At 72.1% G+C, this 21,327-nt stretch carries 17 protein-coding genes; 8 read left to right on the forward strand and 9 right to left on the reverse strand.

Annotation, left to right across the window (positions count from 1 at the left end; translation table 11 throughout):
- Positions 1–129: 129 nt before the first annotated feature.
- Positions 130–1,272, forward strand: coding sequence for a threonine aldolase family protein (locus C4U44_RS31570; protein WP_103889490.1), 1,143 nt, complete (start codon positions 130–132; stop codon positions 1,270–1,272).
- A gap of 61 nt (positions 1,273–1,333) precedes the next feature.
- On the opposite strand, the gene C4U44_RS31575 is transcribed toward C4U44_RS31570, so the two are convergent.
- The 4 genes from C4U44_RS31575 to cdgB all read right to left on the reverse strand — a co-directional run bounded on the left by C4U44_RS31575 (position 1,334) and on the right by cdgB (position 6,854).
- Positions 1,334–2,311, reverse strand: coding sequence for a quinone oxidoreductase family protein (locus C4U44_RS31575; RefSeq protein WP_103889491.1), 978 nt, complete (start codon positions 2,309–2,311; stop codon positions 1,334–1,336).
- A 166-nt stretch (positions 2,312–2,477) separates the two neighbouring features.
- Entirely contained in the window at positions 2,478–3,212 is a 735-nt protein-coding gene (locus C4U44_RS31580) for a response regulator (protein ID WP_103889492.1), read from the reverse strand.
- A gap of 88 nt (positions 3,213–3,300) precedes the next feature.
- Complete coding sequence (locus C4U44_RS31585) at positions 3,301–4,503, reverse strand: sensor histidine kinase (protein WP_103889493.1); 1,203 nt, start codon at positions 4,501–4,503, stop codon at positions 3,301–3,303.
- A 692-nt stretch (positions 4,504–5,195) separates the two neighbouring features.
- Positions 5,196–6,854 carry a diguanylate cyclase CdgB gene (cdgB, locus tag C4U44_RS31590; RefSeq protein WP_103889612.1) on the reverse strand — a complete coding sequence of 553 codons (1,659 nt, stop codon included), beginning with the start codon at positions 6,852–6,854 and terminating at the stop codon, positions 5,196–5,198.
- Positions 6,855–7,192: 338 nt separating this feature from the next.
- Between cdgB and C4U44_RS31595 the strand changes: the two genes are divergently transcribed.
- Entirely contained in the window at positions 7,193–7,705 is a 513-nt protein-coding gene (locus C4U44_RS31595; RefSeq protein ID WP_103889494.1) for a flavin reductase family protein, read from the forward strand.
- 30 nt (positions 7,706–7,735) lie between these two features.
- On the opposite strand, the gene arfB is transcribed toward C4U44_RS31595, so the two are convergent.
- On the reverse strand, positions 7,736–8,161 hold the full coding sequence (gene arfB, locus C4U44_RS31600; protein WP_103889495.1) for an alternative ribosome rescue aminoacyl-tRNA hydrolase ArfB: 426 nt from the start codon (positions 8,159–8,161) through the stop codon (positions 7,736–7,738).
- A 140-nt stretch (positions 8,162–8,301) separates the two neighbouring features.
- On the opposite strand from arfB, the gene C4U44_RS31605 reads away from it, so the two are divergent.
- The 6 genes from C4U44_RS31605 to C4U44_RS31630 all read left to right on the forward strand — a co-directional run bounded on the left by C4U44_RS31605 (position 8,302) and on the right by C4U44_RS31630 (position 13,841).
- Positions 8,302–8,877: a TerD family protein gene (locus C4U44_RS31605; RefSeq protein ID WP_103889496.1), complete on the forward strand. Its 576-nt coding sequence runs from the start codon at positions 8,302–8,304 to the stop codon at positions 8,875–8,877.
- Between the two features lie 264 nt (positions 8,878–9,141).
- Entirely contained in the window at positions 9,142–9,597 is a 456-nt protein-coding gene (locus tag C4U44_RS31610; protein ID WP_103889497.1) for a tellurite resistance TerB family protein, read from the forward strand.
- 17 nt (positions 9,598–9,614) lie between these two features.
- A complete protein-coding gene (locus tag C4U44_RS31615; protein ID WP_103889498.1) occupies positions 9,615–10,643 on the forward strand; it encodes a helix-turn-helix transcriptional regulator in 1,029 nt (342 codons plus the stop codon).
- Between the two features lie 586 nt (positions 10,644–11,229).
- On the forward strand, positions 11,230–12,798 hold the full coding sequence (locus C4U44_RS31620; RefSeq protein ID WP_103889499.1) for a hypothetical protein: 1,569 nt from the start codon (positions 11,230–11,232) through the stop codon (positions 12,796–12,798).
- A 69-nt stretch (positions 12,799–12,867) separates the two neighbouring features.
- Positions 12,868–13,203 carry an ArsR/SmtB family transcription factor gene (locus C4U44_RS31625; protein WP_103889500.1) on the forward strand — a complete coding sequence of 112 codons (336 nt, stop codon included), beginning with the start codon at positions 12,868–12,870 and terminating at the stop codon, positions 13,201–13,203.
- Positions 13,204–13,268: 65 nt separating this feature from the next.
- A complete protein-coding gene (locus tag C4U44_RS31630) occupies positions 13,269–13,841 on the forward strand; it encodes an SRPBCC family protein (protein WP_103889501.1) in 573 nt (190 codons plus the stop codon).
- Between the two features lie 118 nt (positions 13,842–13,959).
- Here C4U44_RS31630 and C4U44_RS31635 read toward each other — a convergent pair whose 3' ends face one another.
- The 4 genes from C4U44_RS31635 to C4U44_RS31650 form a co-directional block, all read right to left on the reverse strand.
- Complete coding sequence (locus tag C4U44_RS31635; protein WP_235032490.1) at positions 13,960–16,734, reverse strand: lectin; 2,775 nt, start codon at positions 16,732–16,734, stop codon at positions 13,960–13,962.
- 974 nt (positions 16,735–17,708) lie between these two features.
- The gene (locus tag C4U44_RS31640) at positions 17,709–18,224 is read right to left on the reverse strand and encodes a COG4315 family predicted lipoprotein (RefSeq protein WP_235032491.1); all 516 of its coding nucleotides are present in this window, start codon (positions 18,222–18,224) and stop codon (positions 17,709–17,711) included.
- A 269-nt stretch (positions 18,225–18,493) separates the two neighbouring features.
- The gene (locus C4U44_RS31645) at positions 18,494–19,867 is read right to left on the reverse strand and encodes a tryptophanase (RefSeq protein ID WP_103889503.1); all 1,374 of its coding nucleotides are present in this window, start codon (positions 19,865–19,867) and stop codon (positions 18,494–18,496) included.
- Between the two features lie 41 nt (positions 19,868–19,908).
- On the reverse strand, positions 19,909–21,060 hold the full coding sequence (locus C4U44_RS31650) for a tryptophan dimethylallyltransferase family protein (protein ID WP_235032492.1): 1,152 nt from the start codon (positions 21,058–21,060) through the stop codon (positions 19,909–19,911).
- Positions 21,061–21,327 lie beyond the last annotated feature (267 nt).

Below are 21,327 nucleotides of genomic sequence, written 5' to 3' on the forward strand. Positions count from 1 at the left end.
TCCGGGGGTGGGTGCGCCTGCCGTCACGGGACCATGCGGTCCGCCGTGGCTTGCCACCCACCGGCGGGTGGTCCCACAACCCACCGACCCACCCACCCCCAGGGGGCCGGGTTGCCGCAGAATCGGGGAATGGATCAGGAACAAGCACGGGCACGCCGAAAAACCGCCGTAGGCAACTGCACCCGGGTACTGACGAGCGGCTCGGACCGGACCCTGCGCGACTGGCTCACGCACCTCACCGCCGAAGCCACCGCGGACGCGACCCTCGTGGACCTGGACGCCCCCGCGGACATGTACGGGAACGGGGTGGTGGAACAGCTCGAGTCGAAGGTGGCCGAACTGCTCGGGACGGAGGCGGCCGCCTTCTTCCCGACCGGCACGATGGCCCAGCAGGTCGCCCTGCGGGCGTGGGCGGGCCGGACCGGCAACCCCACGGTCGCCCTGCACCCGCTCGCCCACCCGGAGGTCCACGAGCGGGACGCGCTGCACACGGTGAGCGGGCTGCGCACGGTGCACCCGACCCGGGCCCCACGGCTGCCGGACGCGGCCGAGATACGTGACTTCGACGAGCCGTTCGGCACCCTGATGCTCGAACTCCCGCTGCGCGACGCCGGGTTCGTGCTGCCGTCCTGGGAGGAGCTGACGGCGACCGTGGCCGCCGCCCGCGACCGCGACGCGGTGGTGCACTTCGACGGCGCCCGACTCTGGGAGTGCACACCCCACTTCGGCCGCTCGCTCGCGGAGATCGCGGGACTCGCCGACAGCGTCTACGTGAGCTTCTACAAGTCGCTCGGCGGGATGTCGGGCGCCGCGCTGGCCGGCACCGCGGACTTCGTGGCGGAGAGCAAAGCGTGGCGGCACCGCTACGGCGGCCTGGTCTTCCGCCAGTTCCCGGCGGCGCTGTCCGCGCTGGCCGGTCTGGACAAGGTACTGCCCCGGTTGCCCGCGTACGTCGCGCACGCCAAGACGGTGGCGCGGGCCCTGCGCGAGGGCCTGGCGGAGGCGGGCGGCGCGGTGCCGCGCGTGCACCCGGCGGAGCCGTCCACCCACCAGTTCCAGCTGTGGCTGCCGTACCCCGCTGAGGAGTTGGACGCCGCGGGGCTGCGGCTGGCCGAGGAGGACCGGGTCAGCCTCTTCGGCCTGCGCCGCTTCGTCGAACCGGGGCCGCCCGGGCTGTCGATGATCGAGGTCACCGTGGACGAGCCCGCCCTCGCATGGACGGAGTCCGACATCCGGGCGGCCGCGGCCGCGTTCGCCGGCTACCTGGGCTGAGCCCGGCGCCCGGGCCGTACGACCCCCATGTCCGTACGGTCCGGCGCGGTGCCCCCGCGGATCACCCGGCCACGCGGATCAGCAACTTGCCGGTGCTGGTCCGCGACTCGACCAGGATGTGCGCCTGCGCCGCGTCCTCCAGGCTGAACTCCGCGCTGACCGGGAGTTCGACGCCGCCCTCGGTGACGGTGTGGAACGCGCGGTCGGCTATCACGCGCAGCAGTGCCGGGTCGGCGGCGGCCAGGCCGAGGATGGAGAAGCCGCCCACCGTCAGGGCCGTCGGCGACACGTCCGCGGGGCCGACCTGCCACGGCTCGCCGCCGCCCGCGTTGCCGAAGGAGATCAGCCGCCCGAAGCGCGCGACCACCGCCTTCGTGCGGCGGAACGTCTCGCCGCCGACCGAGTCCAGGGCGATGTCCACGCCCCGCCCGCCGGTCGCTTCCAGCACCTCCTGGTCGAAGGTGTCGGTGACGAAGACCTGGTCGTAACCGGACTTGAGGGCGTGCTCCGCCTTGTCCAGGCTGGAGACGACCCCGAAGACCGCGCTGGCGCCGCCGGCCCGGGCGAGCTGGCCCGCCACGGTGCCGACCCCGCCGGCCGCACCCTGCACCAGGACGGTGTCGCCCTCGCGCAGCCTGGCCACTTCGTACAGCAGGCCGTACGCGGTCGGCAGGACGCTCGGCAGCGTCGCGGCGGTGCGCAGGTCGACACCGCCGGGGACCGGGAAGACCCTGGCGGCCGAGGCGAGCACGACATCGGCGTACCCACCGCCGTCGAGGAAGGCGGCGACCTCCTGGCCCGGGGTGAAGTCCCCTGCGTCCTCGCCGACTTCGCGGATCAGGCCGGAGACCTCCAGGCCCGGCTGGAAGGGAAGCTCACCCACCCGGTAGCCCTGGGAACGGGCCAGGATGTCCGCGAAGTTGACGCCGGCGTAGGCGACGTCGATGGTGACCTGGCCGGGACCCGGTCGTGGGGCGGGGAGTTCGTCGAGGGTCAGTGCCTCGGGTCCGCCGAACTCCTTGATGACGATGGCGCGCATGTGGTGCTCCCCCTAGCTGCTCGGCCACCGCGCGGAGGTCCTTCGGGCGGCCGGCGGTCGGTCCTTACCTGGTTCGGGTGTTGCTGCTGTGCCTGTTGACCGCTCTGCATTCTTCCCTGGAAACTCCCGTGCACAGCCGGGTTGTTCCCGACTTTCACCGGAAAGATCACTGAGCGGGCCGGCCCCCCGCCCGGACCAGGCCCGACTCGTAGGCGAGCACCACCGCCTGTACCCGGTCGCGCAGTTCGAGCTTGGTGAGAATCCGGCCGACATGTGTCTTGACCGTCGCCTCGGACAGCACCAGCTTCGTGGCGATCTCGCCGTTGGACAGGCCCTGGGCGACCAGCAGCAGCACCTCGCGCTCGCGCTCGGTGAGCCGCTCGATCCCGGTGTGCTCCTCGGTCTCCGCCGAGCTGGGCAGCATCGGGGTGAAACGGTCCAGCAGGCGGCGGGTGGTGCTCGGGGCGACCACCGCGTCCCCGCTGTGCACCGCCCGGATCGCGGTGAGCAGTTCGTCCGGCGGCACGTCCTTGAGCATGAAGCCGCTCGCGCCGGCCTTGAGCGCGGTGAAGGCGTACTCGTCGAGGTCGAAGGTGGTCAGGATCAGCACGCGGGGGCCGTCGTGCCCCTCCTGCCCGCCGTGGGAGACGTCCCGCGCCGCGCCGCGGTCGGCCCGGCGGTCGCCGCCGCAGATCCGGCGGGTGGCCTCCACGCCGTCCATGCGGGGCATGCGCACGTCCATCAGCACCACGTCGACCCGGGTGTGCCGGAGCACCTCCATCGCCTCGGCGCCGTCGCCCGCCTCGGCCACGACCTCCATGTCCGGCTGGGCGGCGAGCACCATCCGGAAGCCGGTGCGCAGCAGCACCTGGTCGTCGACGAGCATGACGCGGATGGCCATCGGTCGGGGTCCCTTCGGGGGTTCGGGTCGTTGTGTGGGGCGAGTGTGACGGGTGGGTCGGGCTGAGAGGCGCGGCGGTCCGGCACGGTCAACCGGCGCCGCGCAACGGCAGCACCGCGCTGATCCGGAAACCGCCGCCGGGGCGCGGTCCCGCGTCCAGGGTGCCGCCGACCATGCCGATGCGTTCGCGCATGCCGATCAGCCCGTGGCCGAGGCCGTCCGGGCCGCCCTGCGCGTACAGCTCGCGCCGCGCTCCGCGCCCGTCGTCCTCGATGAGCAGGTCGAGCTTGGCGTCGCCGAAGCCGAGCAGCACGCTGGCGCTGGCCCCGTCGCCGCCGTGCTTGCGGACGTTGGTCAGCGCCTCCTGCACGATGCGGTACGCGGTCAGCTCCACTCCGCTGGACAGCGGCCGGGCCTGCCCCGCCACCTCGAAGCGCACCGGCAGGCCGGCCCCGCGCACCTGGTCGATCAGGTCGGCGAGCTGGTCGACGCCGGGCTGCGGGACGTACTCGCCGCCCGCGTCGTCCCCGGCGCGCAGCAGCCCGAGCAGCCGCCGCATCTCCGCGAGCGCCTGCCGCCCGGTGGTCGAGATCGTGGTCAGCGCCTGTTTGGCCTGGTCGGGCGCGGCGTCCAGGACGTAGGCGGCGCCGTCGGCCTGGACGACCATGACCGAGACGTTGTGCGCCACCACGTCGTGCAGCTCCCGGGCGATACGGGCCCGCTCGGCGGCCACCGCGGCCTTCGACTGGGCCTCCCGCTCCCGGTGCAACCGCGCGGCCCGCTCCTCCAGCTCGGCGTAGTACGCCCGCCGGGTGCGGAGGCGGTCGCCGACCACCCAGGACAGCGCGAAGATCACGGTGAGGAAGAAGGTCTGGAGCAGGGTGGTCCAGATCGTCGAATACTCGCTGTGCGGCGGCCAGCGGAGCATCGACAGCGGGGCGGCGGCCAGGCCGGCGGTCAGGGCGAGCCGGGAGGACCAGCGCTTTCCGTTCGACGCGCAGGTGTAGATGATCACCAGGAAGGCGGCGTCGCCCGGGTTGGTCCTGACGCCCGCCGCGAGTTGGAGCAGGCCGACGGCCAGGGCGACCAGGAGCAGCCGCTCCGGGGCTCTGCGGCGCAGCGCGACGACGAAGGCGAGGGCGATGGAGAGCGGGATCGCGGCGAGGCGCTCCATCGTCGAGACGCTGCCGTCCACGGCGATCCACAGCGCGCACGCGACCAGGAGGACGACAGCCCAGAAGCTGTCGACCCACGTCGGGTGTCGGCGGAAGAAGTCGTAGACGCGCTGCACATAACCCAGCGTAGGCACGGCATCCCGTCACGGGGTCACCCGCCAGAGCGATCCCCGCTACTCCCCAAGGTGGACCTCCGGTCCGGTACCCCGCCCCCGGGTGCCCTCCGCCCGCAGGGCACCCCGGCCCCGGGGGAAGGGGCACCCCTGCGGGAAGCGGCACCCACCAACGGGCGCGTGGGGGCAGCTCCCAGCCGCCAGGCTGGGGGAGAACGGCGCGAGCAACCCACCACCGGCCGGTGGTCCGGTGACATCGCCGCAGGGGCTGGGCCCGCGGGCCCCCGACCACGCCACCGCGGCTGGCCGCGCAGTTCCCCGCGCCCCTTCAAAGCACCCTCAGCCCGCAAGGGCACCCCGGCCCCGGGGGAAGGGGAACCCTGACGGGGAAACGTCCACCCCCGGACGGGGGCAGGGGCATCCCTGCGGGAAGCGGCAACCGCCAAGGGGGCGCGTGGGGGCACCTCCCAGCCGCCAGGCTGGGGGAGAACGGCGCGGGCAACCCACCACCGGCCGGTGGTCCGGTGACATCGCCGCAGGGGCTGGGCCCCCAGGCCCCCGACCACGCCACCGTGGCTGGCCGCGCAGTTCCCCGTGCCCCTGCAAAGCACCCTCAGCCCGCAAGGGCACCCCCGGCACGGGGAAGTAGGGCACCCCAGGGACGCAGGGCGAGCCGGGGCGGGGGTGCCCTCGGGTCAGCCCGCTCGGCGGTGGTTGGGGCGTGACGTCGAGCGGGAGCGCTTCTCCACGTACATCCGCTGATCCGCGGAATGAAGAACCTCCTCCGCGGTCATGCCGCACCCGGCCCAGCCGATACCGAAGGACGCGCCGACCCGCACCGCGCGCCCGTCCACGCGGATCGGCGGAATGATCGCGTTGCGCAGCCGCACCGTGAGATCGGCCGCGTCCGCCGGCGCCAGCCCGTCCGCGAGGACGACGAACTCGTCACCGCCGAGCCTTGCGACGGTGTCCCCGTCCCGCACCGCCCCGGTCAGGCGCCGCGCCACCTCGATGAGAACGGCATCCCCGGTGTGGTGCCCGAACCTGTCGTTGATGGACTTGAACCCGTCGAGGTCGCAGAAGAGCACCGCGAGCCCCTTGCCGGCCCCCTCCTCGTCCCCCTCGTCGGGCGCGACCGTGTGGACGTGGGAGTCGAAGCCGAGGGGCGCGGCCAGCTCGTCGGGCCCGTACCCGTAGCTGAAGGCGAAGCCGTCGGCGCCCTCGGGCTCGGCGGACAGCCCGGAGGTGTCGGCCGGATCCCGCTCCTGCGGGTGCGAGCACAGGCGCGCGGACAGCCGGGACCGCAGCTCCGCGCTGTTGGGCAGGCCGGTCAGCGAGTCGTGGCTGGCGCGGTGCGCGAGCTGGAGCTCGCGGCTCTTGCGTTCCTCGATGTCCTCGACGTGGGTGAGCAGGAAGCGCGGCCCGTCGGCGGTGTCGGCGACGACGGAGTTGCGCAGGCTCACCCACACGTAGCTGCCGTCACGGCGGGCGAGACGGAGTTCGGCCCGGCCGCCTTCCGCCGACGTGCGCAGCAGCAGGCCGACGTCCTCGGGGTGCACCAGGTCGGAGAAGGAGTAGCGCCGCATCACGGACGCCTGGCGCCCCAGCAGCCGGCACAGCGCGTCGTTGGCCCGCAGCAGCTTGCCGTGCTGGTCGCCGCCCATCTCGGCGATGGCCATGCCGCTGGGCGCGTACTCGAAGGCCTGCCGGAAGCTCTCCTCGCTGGCCCGCAGCGCCTGCTGGTCGCGCTCCAGGCGGACCAGGGCGCGCTGCATGTTCGCACGCAGCCGCGCGTTGCTGATCGCGATGCCGGACTGGAAGGCGTACATCTGGAGGGCCTCACAGCCCCAGGGACCGGGGTGGCGGCCGCTGGTGGGCCGGTCGACGGATATCACCCCGATCAGCTCGCTGCCGACCGTCTGGGAGGCGTACATGGGGGCGTAGAGCCGGTCGCCGGGGTGCCACTCGTCCGGGAAGCGCGGCAGCGGGCCCTCGGTGTGCCACTGCGGCACGTCGTCGTCGATGAGGACCCAGCCCTCGGTGTGCGGGATGAAGCGCAGGGTGCCCCACTGCTCGCCCATCGCCAGCCGGCGGTCCCAGGAGCTGCGCGAGCCGATCCGCCCGGACAGCAGCGCCTCCCCCGCCGCGCTGCCGGCGAACGCGGCGACGACGAGGTCGCCGTCGGGCCGGACCAGGTTCACGGCGGCGAGTTCGTACCCCAGGCCGCGGACCACGCCGTCGGCGACGGTCTGGAGCGCGTCGGCGAGACTCCGGGCGGTGTTGAGGTCCGCGACCACCTGGTGGAGCTGACGCAGGGTCGCGAGGCGGACGTACGGCTCCGACTCGGTGTCCATGCCCTTGGTGCCCTCCCCACGGATCCCGGTGGTCACTCCAGCGTGGTTTCCCATGCCCCGGCCGCCGTAGCGACCGCGTCGTAATTCACAGTCTTCCAATTACAACGCAACTGAATCACAGCGAGCTGTGCAGTCGGTACACAGGGTCAACAATTCCCGCCTCTTGTGACTCAAGTCACATCTACAGGTAAGCAGTTGAACACGGAACGTATAAGCCGGGTCCTAGGACCCACTGCCCGTCGGGGATGGGACGGAAGCCCGATGCCAGCGGTTCCTACCGGCCCGTAACGTAAGGAAACGTGCTTGAGACTCCGCCTGGACGGCATCCTGGGACCACCATGGGTCAGACCGTCAACACCGACGACTTCCGCGCCGCCATGACACGCCTGTCCGCCGGCGTCGTCCTCATCACCGCGCACGACCCCGAGGACGGGCCGCGCGGCGAGGACGTGGGCATGACCGCGACCGCGTTCATGTCCGTGTCCCTGGAGCCGCCGCTGGTGCTCGCCAGCGTGCGGGTCGGGTCGCGGATGGAGGACCTGCTCGACCGGCAGCCGCGGTGGGCGGTGTCGGTGCTCAGCGAGAGCCAGCGGCACATCGCCGGGCGGTTCGCGATGCGCGGGCGGATCAGCGACCGGCTGCTCTTCGAGGACGTGTCCTACTACCGGGGCGAGGCCTCCGGCGCCCCGATCCTCGGCGGCGCCCTGGCGATACTCGAGTGCGAGACCGACCAGCACGTCCTGGCGGGCGACCACGTCCTGGTCGTCGGCCGCGTCCTCACCGCCCGCACCCCGAGCGCCGAGGGCGGTCCGCTCACGTACTTCCGAGGCCGCTACCGGTACCTGGGATAGCGGGACCGGGCCGCCGCGGCGCGGTTCGGCTCAGTCCCAGCCGCCGCCGCGGCCCTTCTTCGTCTGCGAGCGCTGCTTCTTCTCGCGCAGCCGCTTCTCGTTGATCCCCCGGGGGATGCGGGTGGGGCGGCGCGCCTTGGGCGGCGGGGCGGTCGCCTCGGCGAGGAGCGCGGCGAGCCGGGCCGAAGCCGTCTCGCGGTTGCGCCACTGCGAGCGGTGCTCGGACGCGCGGACGGTCAGCACCCCGCCCACCAGGCGCCCCGACAGCCGCTCCAGCGCCCGCTGCTTCCACACCGGCGGCAGCACCTCGGTGGCCGCGAGGTCGAACCGCAACTCCACCTGGCTGTCGCTGGTGTTCACGTGCTGGCCGCCGGGCCCTGACGACCGCGAGAAACGCCACATCAGCTCGGCCTCCGGCACGGAGACCGAGCCGCGGATGAGCAGTGGCCCTGACATGACTCCATGGTCTCGCGCCGCCCCCTCGGCGTCACGGGGATTTCCCGCGGGGGACGGAACCGTACGAACCCCTCCTCGCGTTCAGAGGGATGACGGTAGTTTCGTCCGGAACACCTACGACCACACAAAGGGGACTTCCCATGGCGGTAAGCCTGACCAAGGGCGGCAACGTCTCGTTGACGAAGGAGGCGCCCGGTCTGACGGCCGTCACCGTAGGCCTCGGCTGGGACGTCCGCACCACCACCGGTACGGACTTCGACCTCGACGCGAGTGCCATCGCCGTGAACCCGACCGGCAAGGTCTACTCGGACGGGCACTTCGTCTTCTTCAACAACAAGCAGAGCCCGGACCAGACCATCGTGCACACCGGTGACAACGTCACCGGCCAGGGCGAGGGCGACGACGAGCAGATCAACGTGAACCTCGCGGCCCTGCCGGCCGACGTCGACAAGGTCGTCTTCCCGGTCTCGATCTACGACGCCGAGGCCCGCAGCCAGAACTTCGGCCAGGTCCGCAACGCGTACATCCGCATCATCAACCAGGCCGGCGGCGCCGAGATCGCGCGCTACGACCTGAGCGAGGACGCCGCCACCGAGACCGCCATGGTCTTCGGCGAGCTGTACCGCAACGGCGCGGAGTGGAAGTTCCGCGCGGTCGGCCAGGGGTACGCCTCCGGCCTGGCCGGCATCGCCAGCGACTTCGGGGTCAACCTCTGACCGAGCCGGACGGCTCGGCGGACCCGGACGGCTCCCCTGCCCGGCACGGCCGGTGCGGTGGGAGCCGTCCGCATGTTCGCCTCTCGCCTGTTCGCTCGCAGCGAACAGCCCGGTATGTCCCGGATCTTCCGGCCGGACAATCGCCCGATCGGCGCACCGGCTTGGGAACTCCTTTACGCTCCCGGTGAGTTCTCAGCACGGAACACCGGTTAGCCGTACGACCGCGCCGCGGCCCCGTACCGAACACGCTCAGGAGAGACCGCCATGGCACTGTGGGACCGCTTCAAGGAATCCGCCCAGGGCATGCAGACCCAGCTCACCGCGAAGAAGAACGACCTGAAGAGCGGCGCCTTCCGCGACGCCAGCATGGCGATGTGCGCGCTGGTGGCCGCGGCCGACGGCAGCGTCGCGCCCGAGGAGCGCCGCCGGGTGGCGTCCCTGATCGGGACCAACGACGTGCTGCAGAACTTCCCGGCCGCCGACCTCCAGACCCGTTTCGACGGCTACCTCGACCGGCTGACGGCGGACTTCGACTTCGGCAAGGTCGCCGTCCTGCAGGAGATCGCCAAGGTGCAGAAGAAGCCCACCGAGGCGCGTGCGGTCATCCAGATCGGTATCGTCATCGGCGGTGCCGACGGCGTGTTCGACAAGTCCGAGCAGGGCGTGGTGCGCGAAGCGTGCTTCGCGGTGGGCCTCAACCCCGCGGAGTTCGATCTCTGACGGAGGGGAGCCGGCAGATGTCGGATCGCGAGGACCACGCGCTGGCGGTGTACCAGGCGCTGCGCCGGCTCGGCGGGGCGGACCAGCGCGAGGTGGGCGGTGCCGCCGGCCTCGACCAGGCGCAGACCGAGGCGGCGCTGCGGCGGCTGACCGAGATCGGCCTGGTCCAGATCGGTTCCGGCGGGCAGACGGAGCCGGTCGAGCCGGACACCGCGCTGGTGCGCACCATGGACGCCTACCACGGGGCGACCAAGGACCAGGCGCTGCGCGCCGAGGCGCTGCACCGGAACACCCAGGCCCTGCTCTACGTCTACCGGCCCGCGGTGGGGCGGGTGGCCTCCAAGGTCCAGGTGGAGTACGTACGCGGCGCGGCGTCCAAGCGCCGGACGCTCGCCGCGCTGAACACCACCGCCCAGCACAGCGCCGACTCGCTCCACCCGGGACCGATGCCGGCGATGGAGGTGCTGGAGGGCTCGTTGGCGCTGGACGCCCAGATGGTCAAGCGGGGGGTGCGGGTGCGCGCGATCTATCCGGAGTCCGCGCTGCAGACCACCAAGTACCTCCGCTATCTCCAGGAGCTGTCCGACCTGGGGGTGCGCGTCCGGCTGATCGACCACGCGCCCTGCGACATCGTGCTGCAGGACGAGGAGCTCGCCTGCCTGCCGCTCGACCCGGTGCAGCCGGCCAGCAAACCGATGCTGCTGATCCGGAGCATCGAGCTGGTCTGGACGCTCTCGGCGATCTTCGACGACTACTGGCTGCGCGCCACCCCGCTGGAGGACGCGGTCTCCTCATCGGACCACGAGGCCGAACTCACCCCGCAGGAGCGGGTGATCATCCGGCTGATGGCCACCGGCCTGAGCGACGACCAGATCGCGCGCAAGATGGGCGTGCACCGCCGCACCGTGCAGCGCGCGATCGCCAAGCTGATGGACCGGCTGCACGCGAGCAGCCGGTTCGAGGCGGGCCTCAAGCTCGCGCAGGACCGCGACCTGGCACGGGTGCTGCCGCCGAGCCGCAACCGTCCGGCGGTGCCCGCGAACTGACCTGCGGCGCGGACTCCGGGCCGCCCGGACTCCGGTACGTGTCCCGCGGAAGCCGGCACCCGTCACGGCAACCGCCCGTCCCCGCGCGGTCGACGCGCGGGAACGGGCGGCGGGGGACCGTTGGGCCGGTCGGCCCCCCGATGCGTCCGCCGAGGATTCCCCCCCGGGCAACCGGGCGAGCAGACCGGTTGTGCCCTCGGCGGCACCCGGCCACAGCAATACGGGGATGCTGGGGCCGGCGGCACCCGCAGGGTGCCTCGGCGACTCCGATTGACGGGGAGTCACGCCACGAAGTGCCGTGAGAAATAGATATCCGACCACCGCGCGCGGTGCCTAGCGCCTTTCTCCCGCCACCCGCCGCGAGGTGCGTCCTGTACCCGCCGCCCACCTGGGAATTCGCCCTTCCGCGGCGGCCCTTGTCCAAAAAGCGACACGTACCAATATGGACAGCCAAAGCCGCGGCGGCGGTACGCGACGGCCGCCGGCGCGCGCTCGGGCGGCGAATGGGAACCACCGGGCCCGGCGACGTCGTCACTCATCGCTGGAGACCGCGGCGACATCGCGGCCCCAGGGGGAGGGGAAGCGGATGAGCGAGTCGGCGGACCAGGCACCGGACCCGGCGACCGGGGCGAACGCGCCGGTCACGGCGGACGGCGCGGGACAGGCGGCGGACGCGGCGGGACCGGCACCCTCCGGTTCCGCGGCCTCCGGTACGGCGAACCCCGATGCGGCGAACTCCGGTACGCGGACGCCCGGTTCCGCGTGGTGGCGGCGGCACCCGCGGTGGAGCGGCGCGGTGGCGGTGGCCGCGGTGCTGGCCGCCGGCTTCACCGGCGGATGGTTCGCGGCGCCCCCGGACCACACGTACACCCCGCAGGTGCCCGCCTCGCAGCCGATCACGGTGAGCGCCGAACAGGCGCACAGCACGGCCCGCACCGGCTGGCCGACGCTCGGCAACCGCGCGGGCGACCGGGGTGCGGGCCACGCGGCCATGGAGATCATGCTCTCCGGCGGCTACGGCCCCGGGTCCTGGGTGGTCCCCGTCAACACGGTCCCCCGGTCCGACAGCGTCCCGTACTACGACGACCACACCCCGACCGGGGAGATCATGTTCTCCGGCACGGTGCCGGGCCTGTCCCGGGTCACCCTGGTGTCGACCGGCGGTGAGGTGCTGCAGTACGCCGACGGGCCGGGCGCCGGGTCGGGGAAGACCGTGTACCGCGCACCCGCCCCCTGGGACGACGCCCCGATCACCGGCCCGCCGATCGCGCTCAACTGGGACAGGCGGTCGGACAGGCCGTTCCCGCTGGCCATCCCGCCGTGGCTGACGAACGTCCAGGTCGAGGGCATCGACGGGAAGGACGTCGGGTGGCGGCCGCTCAAGGTCACCGACGGGCTCAGCGCGCCCGTCCCGGAGTTCGCGTACCGCTCGACCGCTCTGGACGACCTGAACATCGTCGACGCGCAGGGCGACTGCGGCGTGGGGGCGCTGATCCAGGCCGACGACAACTCCGGTGGCGAGCACCGCAAGGCCACCTTCGTCTACCGTCCGGGCTGGCCGTACGCCGTGGCCGTCGACTACGCGCCCTCTGACGCCCAGCAGTCCGGCGGCTACCGGCCCGCGCCCTTCGACCAGGCGTACATCCGGCGGATGGCCGGAGCGCTGCTGTGCGGGGAGTCCGGCACGGACGACTTCAGCCCGGCCGCCTCCAGGGTGGTCTGGACGCAGGAGTGGCGTGGCGCCCCCTCCCCCGGCGGCGGCGAGGTGGCCGTGATCCGGCAGGACGTCGACTACCCCCTGGGCGGGATCTACGGTCCGGAGGACGGGCAGGGCCAGCTGGTCGAGGCCGGCGTCGACAAGGACTCCTACACCGAACTGGGCCCGGACAGCGACCTCGGCGACACCAGTGGCGGCGGCCGCCAGGTCACCGTCGGCTGCGTCACGGGCGGGGGCGGGCTGACCGTGGTCGGCCCCACCACCGCGACCTCCGTCACCCTGCTGGACCCGGTCAGCGGCCGTCACTGGTCCGGGCCCGGCCACGTGCTCCGGGTCGCCGGCAGCGGGCTCCCGCGGAAGGGCAGGGTGCTGACCGCCACGGCGGTCACCCCGGGCAAGAACGGCCACACCGACACCGGGTACTGCACGGCGCCGTAGCGCCGCGGCGAGGCGGTGCGCGCGTGTATGCCTTGACGGTTATATTCCCGCCTGCGCATACTGGACGCCATGGACACCGCCGTATGGAGCGCGCTCGCCGACGAGAACCGGCGGACGATACTCGGCACGCTGCTGACCGGCCCGCAGCCCGTCGGCGAGCTGGCCGAGCGGTGCGGGTTGAGCCAGCCCAGCATGTCCAAACACCTGCGGGTGCTGCGCGAGGCCGGGCTGGTCCGCGTGCAGGCCGACGCGCAGCGCCGGTTGTACGCCCTGGAGCCCGCGCCGATGGCCGACCTGGACGCGTGGCTGGCTCCGTACCGGCGGCTGTGGAACCGCGGCCTGGACGCCCTGGGCCGCCGCTTGGACGAGACCGCCGCCGCCCGTACCGGCCCGGCGGATCCCTAGGAGCCCGCCGGCCCGGAGCGCGGGAAGCCCGGCCGGCCGCCACGACCGAGAGGCAGGGAGCGGACATGACCGTCATCGACCCGGGCAGCTACCTCGAACTGGAGGGCGGCCGGCCCGCCGTCCGCTTCGAGCGGGTCTACGACCACCCGATCGACCGGGTGTGGGCGCTGGTGAGCGAGCCGGCCGAACTCGCGTACTGGTTCCCGTTCCCCGAGGTCGCCATGGAGCCGGTGGTGGGCGGGGAGATCACCTTCTCCGGCGACAGCAACATGCCGGAGGTGGTGGTGACCGGTGAGGTGACGGCGTTCGAGCCGCCGCACCTGCTCGCCTTCACGTGGGGCGGCGACGCCTTGCGGTTCGAGCTGACCCGGCTCGACGCGGCCCGCACCCGGCTCACCCTCACCGACTTCCTGGACAGCGCCGACGCCGCGGCGCGCAACGCGGCCGGCTGGGACCTGTGCCTGGCCGCCCTCGACGCCCGCGCGGCCGGCGGATCGGCCGCCCCGCCCGCCGCTGGGGCACACGACGACGCCCCCGCCGATCCCCCCGCCGGGCGGCCCTCCACCTGGCGGCGCCGCTACGACGCGTACGTCGCGGCGGGACTGCCCAAGGGCGCCCCGATCCCCGGCGGCGCCTGACCGCCCGAGGAGCAGGCAAAGCCGTCGGGCAGCCGCCCGGCAGCCGAACGCCCCCGTGGGCTCCGTCCCTTCGAACGGGGTCCACGAGGGCGTGGTGAGTGCTGTCCGGCCGGTGGAATCAGCTGGGCAGCGTCCAGTGCTGCGCGCCCGAAGCGTTGCAGGTGTAGAGCTGGAGCTGGGCGCCGTTCGTCGTGGCGGAGTTCGGGTCGTCCAGGCACAGGTTCGACTCGGGGTTGACCAGCGAGCCGTTGGCACCGGCGGTCCACTGCTGGGCCCCGCTGCCGTTACAGGTCCACAGCTGGATCAGCGTGCCGTTGGTGGTCCCGCTGTGGTCGGCGTCCAGGCACTTGCCGAGGGTGCGGACCGTTCCGTCGCCGGCGATGATCCAGTCCTGGGCGTAGGTGCTGTCGCAGCCCCAGATCTGGACGTGGCTCCCGTCGGTGGTGGAGGAGTTCGCATCGTCGATGCACAGGTTCGAGCCCACCCCGGCACCGATCGCGCCGATCCGCGGCGAGGCCGGCGCCGTGGTGTCACCGGCGTAGGAGGGCGGGGCCGCGGACGCCGCCGTCGCCCAGGAGGTGTTGGCGGTGGTGCCGAGCGTGTAGTTCAGCGTGCCGCCCGCGGTGATCGCCGTGGTGGGAGCGTAGGCGTTGTTCCAGGCCGCGCCGTTCCACGTCGCCGACTGCACGTAAGGAGCGTTGTCCGCGGCGCCATTGCCGTTGATCGTCAGTGTCTTGCCCGACGGCAGGGTGACCACGGCCTGGGTGAACAGCGGTGAGCCGAGGGCGAGATCGGAGGTGCCCGGGGTCTCGGGGTACATGCCGAGCGCGGACCAGACGTACCAGGCGCTCATCGCCCCCAGGTCGTCGTTGCCGTCGGCCAGCCCGCCGGGGGTGTTCGCCCAGATCTGGTCCTGGATCGCGCGCACCGTGCCCTGCGTCTTGTAGGGCGCGCCGGTGTAGTCGTACTCCCAGGGAAGTTCGATGCTCGGCTCGTTGCCGACCCAGGCGTAGCCGTTGGCGCCGGTGAAGCTGCGCAGCGTGGTGTCCAGGTAGTCGTTCATCGCCGCGTTGCCGCCCTTGGCCTTGGCCAGGCCGCCGACGTCGAACGGCACCATCCCGGTGTAGATCCAGGAGTCGGCCTCGACCATGTCGGTGCCGCTGGTGGGATCGAAGCCGCCGGTCCACGAGCCGTTGGCGTTGCGCGGCTCGACGAAGCCGGACGCCGGGTTGAGCACGTTGCGCCAGTCCTGCGCGCGGTTGGCGTACGTCTTCTGGTCGGCGCTGTCACCGAGCCGCCCGGCCATCGCGGAGAGCGCGAAGTCGGCGGTGTTGTACTCCAGCGTCGTGGCCACCGGACCGTAGAAGTTGCAGCAGCCGTAGCTGCCGTCGTGCGGCATGTACCCGGGCGAGCTCAGGTAGTTCAGGCCCGGCCGGTTGTTGTTGGTCTTGCTCGCCTCGGCCACCATGTCGGTCAGCGCGGTGGAGGTGTCGAAGCTGGTGGCGCCGAACGCGTGGTAGTCCGCGAGGATGGCGTCCGCGGGGTCGCCGACCATGACGTACGACTCACCGTTGTTCTCCGACCACTTGGGGAACTGGCCGGTCTGCGTGTAGTCGTCGACCATCGACTGCGCCGTGTCCGAGGCCGCCTGCGGGGCTATCAGCGCTTCGAGTTGGGCCTGGGAGCGGTAGATGTCCCAGCCCGAGTAGTTGGCGTACGCCGCGCTGTGGCCGGAGTCCACGGTGTGCGTCTTGCCGTCGAAGCCGTAGTACTGGCCATTGGTGTCGCTGATCACGTTCGGGTGCAGCAGCGAGTGGTAGAGCGCGGTGTAGAAGCTCTGCTGCTGCGCGGCCGTACCGCCGGCGATCTGCGCCTTGCCGAGCACGCTGTTCCAGGAGTTCTGCGCGGCCGTGCGGGTCCCGTTGAAGTCCCAACCGGAGTTCTCCGCCGTACGGTTGGCGACCGCGTTGGCGACCGACACGTAGGACACGCCCACCTTCGCCTGCACCACCGGGTTGGAGGTGGTGTTGAAGGTGACGTAGCCGTTCGACGCGGCGGCGTCCGGGGAGACGGTGCCCTTCGCGGCCTTCGAGGTGGTGGCCTTCGGCGTCGTGCCGTGCAGCATCGGCGCGTTGGGCTTCTCCGCGGCGTTCTTGGACGCGGTGCCGGAGGTCGACGGCTTGAGCGTCGAGGCCTTCGCCGCCGAGCTGCCCTGGGTGGTGAACGGCTGGTCGAAGACCATGTCGAAGTAGACGGTGTAGGTGTTGCCCGCACCGCAGAAGTGGCCGCTGGTGACCTGCCCGCTGACCTCGGTGCTCGACACCTTGGTGAACTGGGTGTTGGAGGCGCCGTTCTGGCTGCCGGTCAGCTTGAAGATCAGGTTGGACTGGGTGGACGACGGGAAGGTGAACCGCGCCATGCCGCTGCGGGTCGTCGTCGTCAGCTCCGTGGTCACCCCGTTGTTCAGCGCGACCTTGTACGACCCGGCGGACGCCGACTCGTTGGCGTGCGAGAACGCGTCCGTCGCACCCGTGTTGACCGCGCCCACCGTGGGCAGCACCGGCACGTCGCCGGCCGCGCCGCAACCGGGCCCGGCGATGTGGGTGAGGCTGAAACCGGTGATGGTCGAGTCGTTGTACTCGTAGCCGCCGCCGGACGGGCGGGACGGCGTGTCCGGGCTCCACTGGACCATGCCGAAGGGCACGTCGGCGCCCGGGAAGTCGTCGGCCTGGTTGGACGTCCCGATGAACGGGTTGACCAGCGTGGACGGCGAGGTGACGAGCGCGGCCTTCCCGGCCGCCGACGCGGGAGTGCACATCCCGGCCACGGCCAGTGCCGCGGCCGCGAGCACGCCGATCACGGCAGCTCCGGGTGGTCTCGACAGTCGTGTCATCGCGGGTACTTCTCCTCTGCTCGTGAGTGTGACAACGTTGTCCGACTGCACGGGAAGAGCGCGGCTCCGGAGTGACCAACGAGAACTGACAACGTTGTCGCACCGTACGGAGATGGGGCGCCTGCTGGTTCGAGTGCGCACATGGGGGGACTCCGGGACTCAGGGCGTCTGGCGACGCCGACGAGGGGAGAGCGCTCTCTGGCGAAGTTAGCTACTCGGCAGGAACACGTCAATGGAGTGAGTAAGGGGTCGGATCAATGTGGGTTCGGCGGGGGAAGCTTCACGGATGTGGTGGGGGTGCGGTGGGGCGTCCTCCGATGTCTTTTCTTTGGCTCGGGGGTGAGTACGGCTCTTTGGCTCGGGGGTGAGTACGGCGCGGCCGGGGGTCTGCGGGCCGAACCCCGCGGCGAGTGCGCGGACCACCGGCCGGTGGTGGACGTCTCCCGTCGGGGCACCCTGGCCCCCGGGAGGGCGTAGCCGGGGGCCCGCACGCCCAGCCCCCACGGCGGGGATGCCGGACCACCGGCCGGCGGCCGGTTGCTCGCGCAGTTCCCCGCGCCCCTTGAAGGTTGCCGTCGCCCCGCACGCGGCCCATGCCCCGGGCCGGGGCTCCCCTTGCGGGCGAAGGGCGCTTTGCAGGGGCGCGGGGAACTGCGCGGCCAGCCACGACGGCGCAGCCGGGGGCCCGCACGCCCAGCCCCCACGGCGGGGATGCCGGACCACCGGCCGGTGGCCGGTTGCTCGCGCAGTTCCTCGCGCCCCTTGGGAGGGGCCCTCGCCCGCCAGGGCACCCACGCCCCGGGGAGGGGCACCCTCACCCGTCAGGGCACCCCCGCGCCGGGGAGGGGGCACCGTCGCCCGTCAGGGCACCCACGCGCCGGGGAGGGGGCACCGTTGTCCGTATAGGGCGCCGGGCACCGGAATGCGCCGGTCGGAGCCGGGGCTTCGATCGGCGCATCCGGGGGGCGGAAGGGTCAGTAGCCGCCCACCGAGGGGGTGGAGGTGGAGGTGGTCTTGGTGATCTGCTTGCCGTTGGTGCCGACGACGTACCACTTCGCACCGAAGACCTTCAGGCCCTGCCCGTTGGTCTGCCCGGCCTTCTTGTCGCCGGAGAACGTGTAGAGCGGGTGGCCGTTGTACGTGACCTGCTTCGAGCCGTCACTGCGGGTGCTGGTGGAGAGCTTGCCGCTCTGCACGCCGTTCTTCGCCGTCGGCTTGCCGCTCACCGTGTAGGGCGGCCAGGTCTTGGCGCACGATCCGTTGCAGGTGGACTTGCTGGTCTTGTCGGCCTGGAAGAGGTAGAGGGTCTGCCCCTTGCCGTTGACGAGGATCTTGCCCAGTGAACCCGACTTGGCGGACACCGTCGACGAGGAGGACGAGGTGGCGGCAGCGGACGGAGCGTGGCTATTACCGTCGGTATAGGCCGTCGCCGCGGTGGCGACGAAAACGGCTCCGGCGACGGCGATGAAGGCTCTGGCGTGATGCCTCACGAGGACTCCCTGGGGGGCTGTTCGCCTGGCACGGTCAGAGCGACCCACGTGATGGCGGTCGCATAGCTCCCATTACACGCCAACACCGACAAGTCGGCCACACGGCGGGAGTTGCCCCGTTCCGGGCCCGTCACGCGTGCGTTTGCGCCCCCGCCGCGGAGGGCGCACAGTGCGCTCCTCCCGCTCGCGGCGCCGTCGCGTCGGCACGCACCGCGGGCCGGGTCGGAAGGTGCCCGACCCGGCCCGCGGCCCCGCTTGCCCCGCTCCGGTCAGCCGCCGGCCGGGACCGGGACGAGCGTCGCGCGGAAGTGGCGCAGGATCGGGGACTGGTCGACGATCCGGTAACCGTGGACGCTGTCCGCGTTCTTGGCGATCCGGGCCAGGGTCTCGCCGACGTGGTCGTAGTGGCTGCGGGTGTAGACGCGGCGCGGCAGCGCGAGCCGGACCAGCTCGTAGGGCGCGCTCTTCACCGGGTTGCCGTCCTCGTCCTCCTCGCCGAGGTAGAGGGAGCCCAACTCGGCCGAGCGGATGCCCCCTTCGAGATAGAGCTGGCAGGCCAAGGCGTGGCCGGGGTACTGGTGGGACGGTATGTGCGGGAACAGCCGCCCCGCGTTGAGGTAGAGCGCGTGCAGGCCGGGCGGTTCGAGGAGGTCCACGCCCGCCGAGCGCACCCGGTGGGCGAGGTGCGAGGCGATGTCGGCCCGCTCCGCAAGGTAGGACGGCTCGGTCACCTCCTTGAGCCCCTGCGCCATCATGTCGAGGTCGCGCCCGGCCAGGCCGCCGTACGTCGCGAACCCCTCGGTGGCGATGAGCAGCAGCTCGCAACGCTGCGCGAGCTCCCCGTCGTTGAGCCCGATGAAGCCGCCGATGTGGACGATGCCGTCCTTCTTGGCGCTCATGACGCAGCCGTCGGCGAGACGGAACGCCTCCTCCGCGACCTGCCGCGGGGTGCGGTCGCGGTAGCCGTCCTCGTGCCGGGTGACCAACCAGGCGTTCTCGGCGAACCGGGCCGCGTCCAGGAAGAAGGGCACGCCGTGCTGCCGGCACAGCGCGGAGGTCTGCTTGAGGTTCTCCATGGAGACGGGCTGCCCCCCGCCACCGTTGTTGGTGATGGTGATCACGACCATCGCCACCCGGGAGCCCTCCGGCCCGGCGAGCGTGCGGCGCAGCTCCTCCAGGTCGATGTTTCCCTTGAAGGGTGCCGGGTCGTCCAGGTTCCGTGCCTCGGGACACGGCAGGTCGCGCGCTTCCGCGCCGGCCAGCTCGACGTTGGCCCGGGTCGTGTCGAAGTGCGTGTTGGACAGGGCGAGCCGGCCCGGCTCCAACAACGTGCTGAACAGGACGCGTTCGGCCGCGCGCCCCTGGTGGGCCGGCAGGATGTGGGAGTACCCGGTCAGCTCCGTCACCGTCTCGTGGAACCGGTAGAAGGAGCGCGAACCCGAGTAGGACTCATCGCCGGCCATGCCGGCCGCCAGCTGCGCCGCGGACAGCGCGCCGGTGCCGGAGTCGGTCAGCAGGTCGATGGTCACCTCCTCGGCACGCAGGTCGAACAGGTTGTAGTGCACGCGCTGCAGCGCTTCCTCACGCTGCTGCCGTGTCGTGAAAGGGATGGGTTCTACAACCTTGATGCGGTACGGCTCCATGCAGACCACTACTCCTGTCTTTCGGTCGTGCGGAGGTGCGTTCAGCGCCCGGTCCGGAGCGCTTGGCGGGGCGGTTGGACCTCGTACGCCTCCGAGGAGACGTAGACGGTCACCCGCGGGGCCTGGCCGCGCTGGTGGACCAGCGCCACGTAGGCGAGCAGGCCCACCCCGTCGTCCAGCGGGCGCGAGGTCGCGGCGGACAGTGCCCGGTCGAGGGCCGCGCTGTCCATGCCGAGGCGGCGCAGTACGGCCACCGCGCGCCCGCGGGCCTGCCCGTCGTCGCGGACGTAGCCGCGGACGGGCATGTGCAGGGTGTAGCCACTGGGCAGACCGGTCGCGGTCTCGGTGAAGGAGTGGCAGGTCAGGGCGCGCCGGATGAGCGGTCCTTCGCCATCGTCACCGCCCTCTTCCGATCCGCCGGCGATGGTGCGGAAGAAGCTCCGCGCCTCGTCCCGCTCCCGGTCGGACGCCCCCCGGGGAATCTCGGCGGCCTGTTCCGCAACGAGTTGCTCGTGGGTGACGTACACCTTCACCCGCGGCGCCTTCCACGCTCCGAGGTCGAGGGCGACGAAGGGTAAGCCGTCCCCGCTCGGCAGCGTGTCGAAGGCGTCCCGGTACCCCAGTCTGGCGAGGGCCTCCCGCACCGTCTCCTCGGTGCGGTCGTATCCGTTGGCGGCCGGGTTGAGGTAGACCTTCACCCCCGGGACGCCACCGGGCCGCAGGTCCAGCGCGCACCACAGGGCGAGCGGGCCTTCGGGCGAGGCGGGGAAGAACAGGTCCTCGAGCTGGTCCAGCCGGGCGGTGGAGAACTTCCAGCGCTCGGCCATCTCGCGGATCACCCGCAGGCCGGTGCGGCCGTTGGCCGCCAGATCCTCGGTGCCGGCACCCGGTTCCAGCAGCACCCGCAGTGCCGGGGTCGCGCCCGGCTGGAAGGCGAGGGAGAACTCCACCGGCGTGTGGTCGTCGGACAGGAAGCTGTTCGAAGGCGGCGGCAGCGCCAACGACCGTACTGCCACCGGACCGAGACCGTCGGTCAGGACCCGGGCGTACGTCTGCGCGTCCGCACGGTCGAACTGCGCGACCTCGCACAGCCGGCCGAGTTGGGCGGTGACGAGATCACCCAGCCGACCCGGGTCCGACGGGGGAAGACCGGTGCCGGCCGAGCCGTGCATCGACGCACAGCGGGCGGTCACCGGTCCCCTCCGGTTGTGGACGGAAATGCCGGGACATTCCCGCCGAGGGCGAAAAGATACCCGCCCCGGAGGGCGGGTTCTACGGGCGGGACCTCGGCTGTGGGGTGTTTCCTCTTGTAGGAGGAACGGATGTTCGATATACCGGAGTGGTTGTCTGGTAGCCGGGATATCGGCGAGACTGCGGTACGCCGATGGACGGGGGGGTCGACGGCGGCAGGCACGGCTGCTCCTTAGGTCCTGGCCAACGATTTTCGCCTTGGTGACTAC

Origin of the sequence: Actinacidiphila yanglinensis, from assembly GCF_900107965.1 — a bacterium.
In the GTDB taxonomy this organism is placed as follows: Bacteria; Actinomycetota; Actinomycetes; order Streptomycetales; family Streptomycetaceae; genus Actinacidiphila; species Actinacidiphila yanglinensis.

Excerpts from the sequence above, each read along its gene's own strand:
- C4U44_RS31570 (WP_103889490.1), top strand. The coding sequence starts at position 130 with ATGGATCAGGAACAAGCACGGGCACGCCGAAAAACCGCCGTAGGCAAC.
- C4U44_RS31575 (WP_103889491.1), bottom strand. The coding sequence starts at position 2,311 with ATGCGCGCCATCGTCATCAAGGAGTTCGGCGGACCCGAGGCACTGACC.
- C4U44_RS31580 (WP_103889492.1), bottom strand. The coding sequence starts at position 3,212 with ATGGCCATCCGCGTCATGCTCGTCGACGACCAGGTGCTGCTGCGCACC.
- cdgB (WP_103889612.1), bottom strand. The coding sequence starts at position 6,854 with ATGGACACCGAGTCGGAGCCGTACGTCCGCCTCGCGACCCTGCGTCAG.
- C4U44_RS31595 (WP_103889494.1), top strand. The coding sequence starts at position 7,193 with ATGGGTCAGACCGTCAACACCGACGACTTCCGCGCCGCCATGACACGC.
- arfB (WP_103889495.1), bottom strand. The coding sequence starts at position 8,161 with ATGTCAGGGCCACTGCTCATCCGCGGCTCGGTCTCCGTGCCGGAGGCC.
- C4U44_RS31605 (WP_103889496.1), top strand. The coding sequence starts at position 8,302 with ATGGCGGTAAGCCTGACCAAGGGCGGCAACGTCTCGTTGACGAAGGAG.
- C4U44_RS31610 (WP_103889497.1), top strand. The coding sequence starts at position 9,142 with ATGGCACTGTGGGACCGCTTCAAGGAATCCGCCCAGGGCATGCAGACC.
- C4U44_RS31615 (WP_103889498.1), top strand. The coding sequence starts at position 9,615 with ATGTCGGATCGCGAGGACCACGCGCTGGCGGTGTACCAGGCGCTGCGC.
- C4U44_RS31620 (WP_103889499.1), top strand. The coding sequence starts at position 11,230 with ATGAGCGAGTCGGCGGACCAGGCACCGGACCCGGCGACCGGGGCGAAC.
- C4U44_RS31625 (WP_103889500.1), top strand. The coding sequence starts at position 12,868 with ATGGACACCGCCGTATGGAGCGCGCTCGCCGACGAGAACCGGCGGACG.
- C4U44_RS31630 (WP_103889501.1), top strand. The coding sequence starts at position 13,269 with ATGACCGTCATCGACCCGGGCAGCTACCTCGAACTGGAGGGCGGCCGG.
- C4U44_RS31635 (WP_235032490.1), bottom strand. The coding sequence starts at position 16,734 with ATGACACGACTGTCGAGACCACCCGGAGCTGCCGTGATCGGCGTGCTC.
- C4U44_RS31645 (WP_103889503.1), bottom strand. The coding sequence starts at position 19,867 with ATGGAGCCGTACCGCATCAAGGTTGTAGAACCCATCCCTTTCACGACA.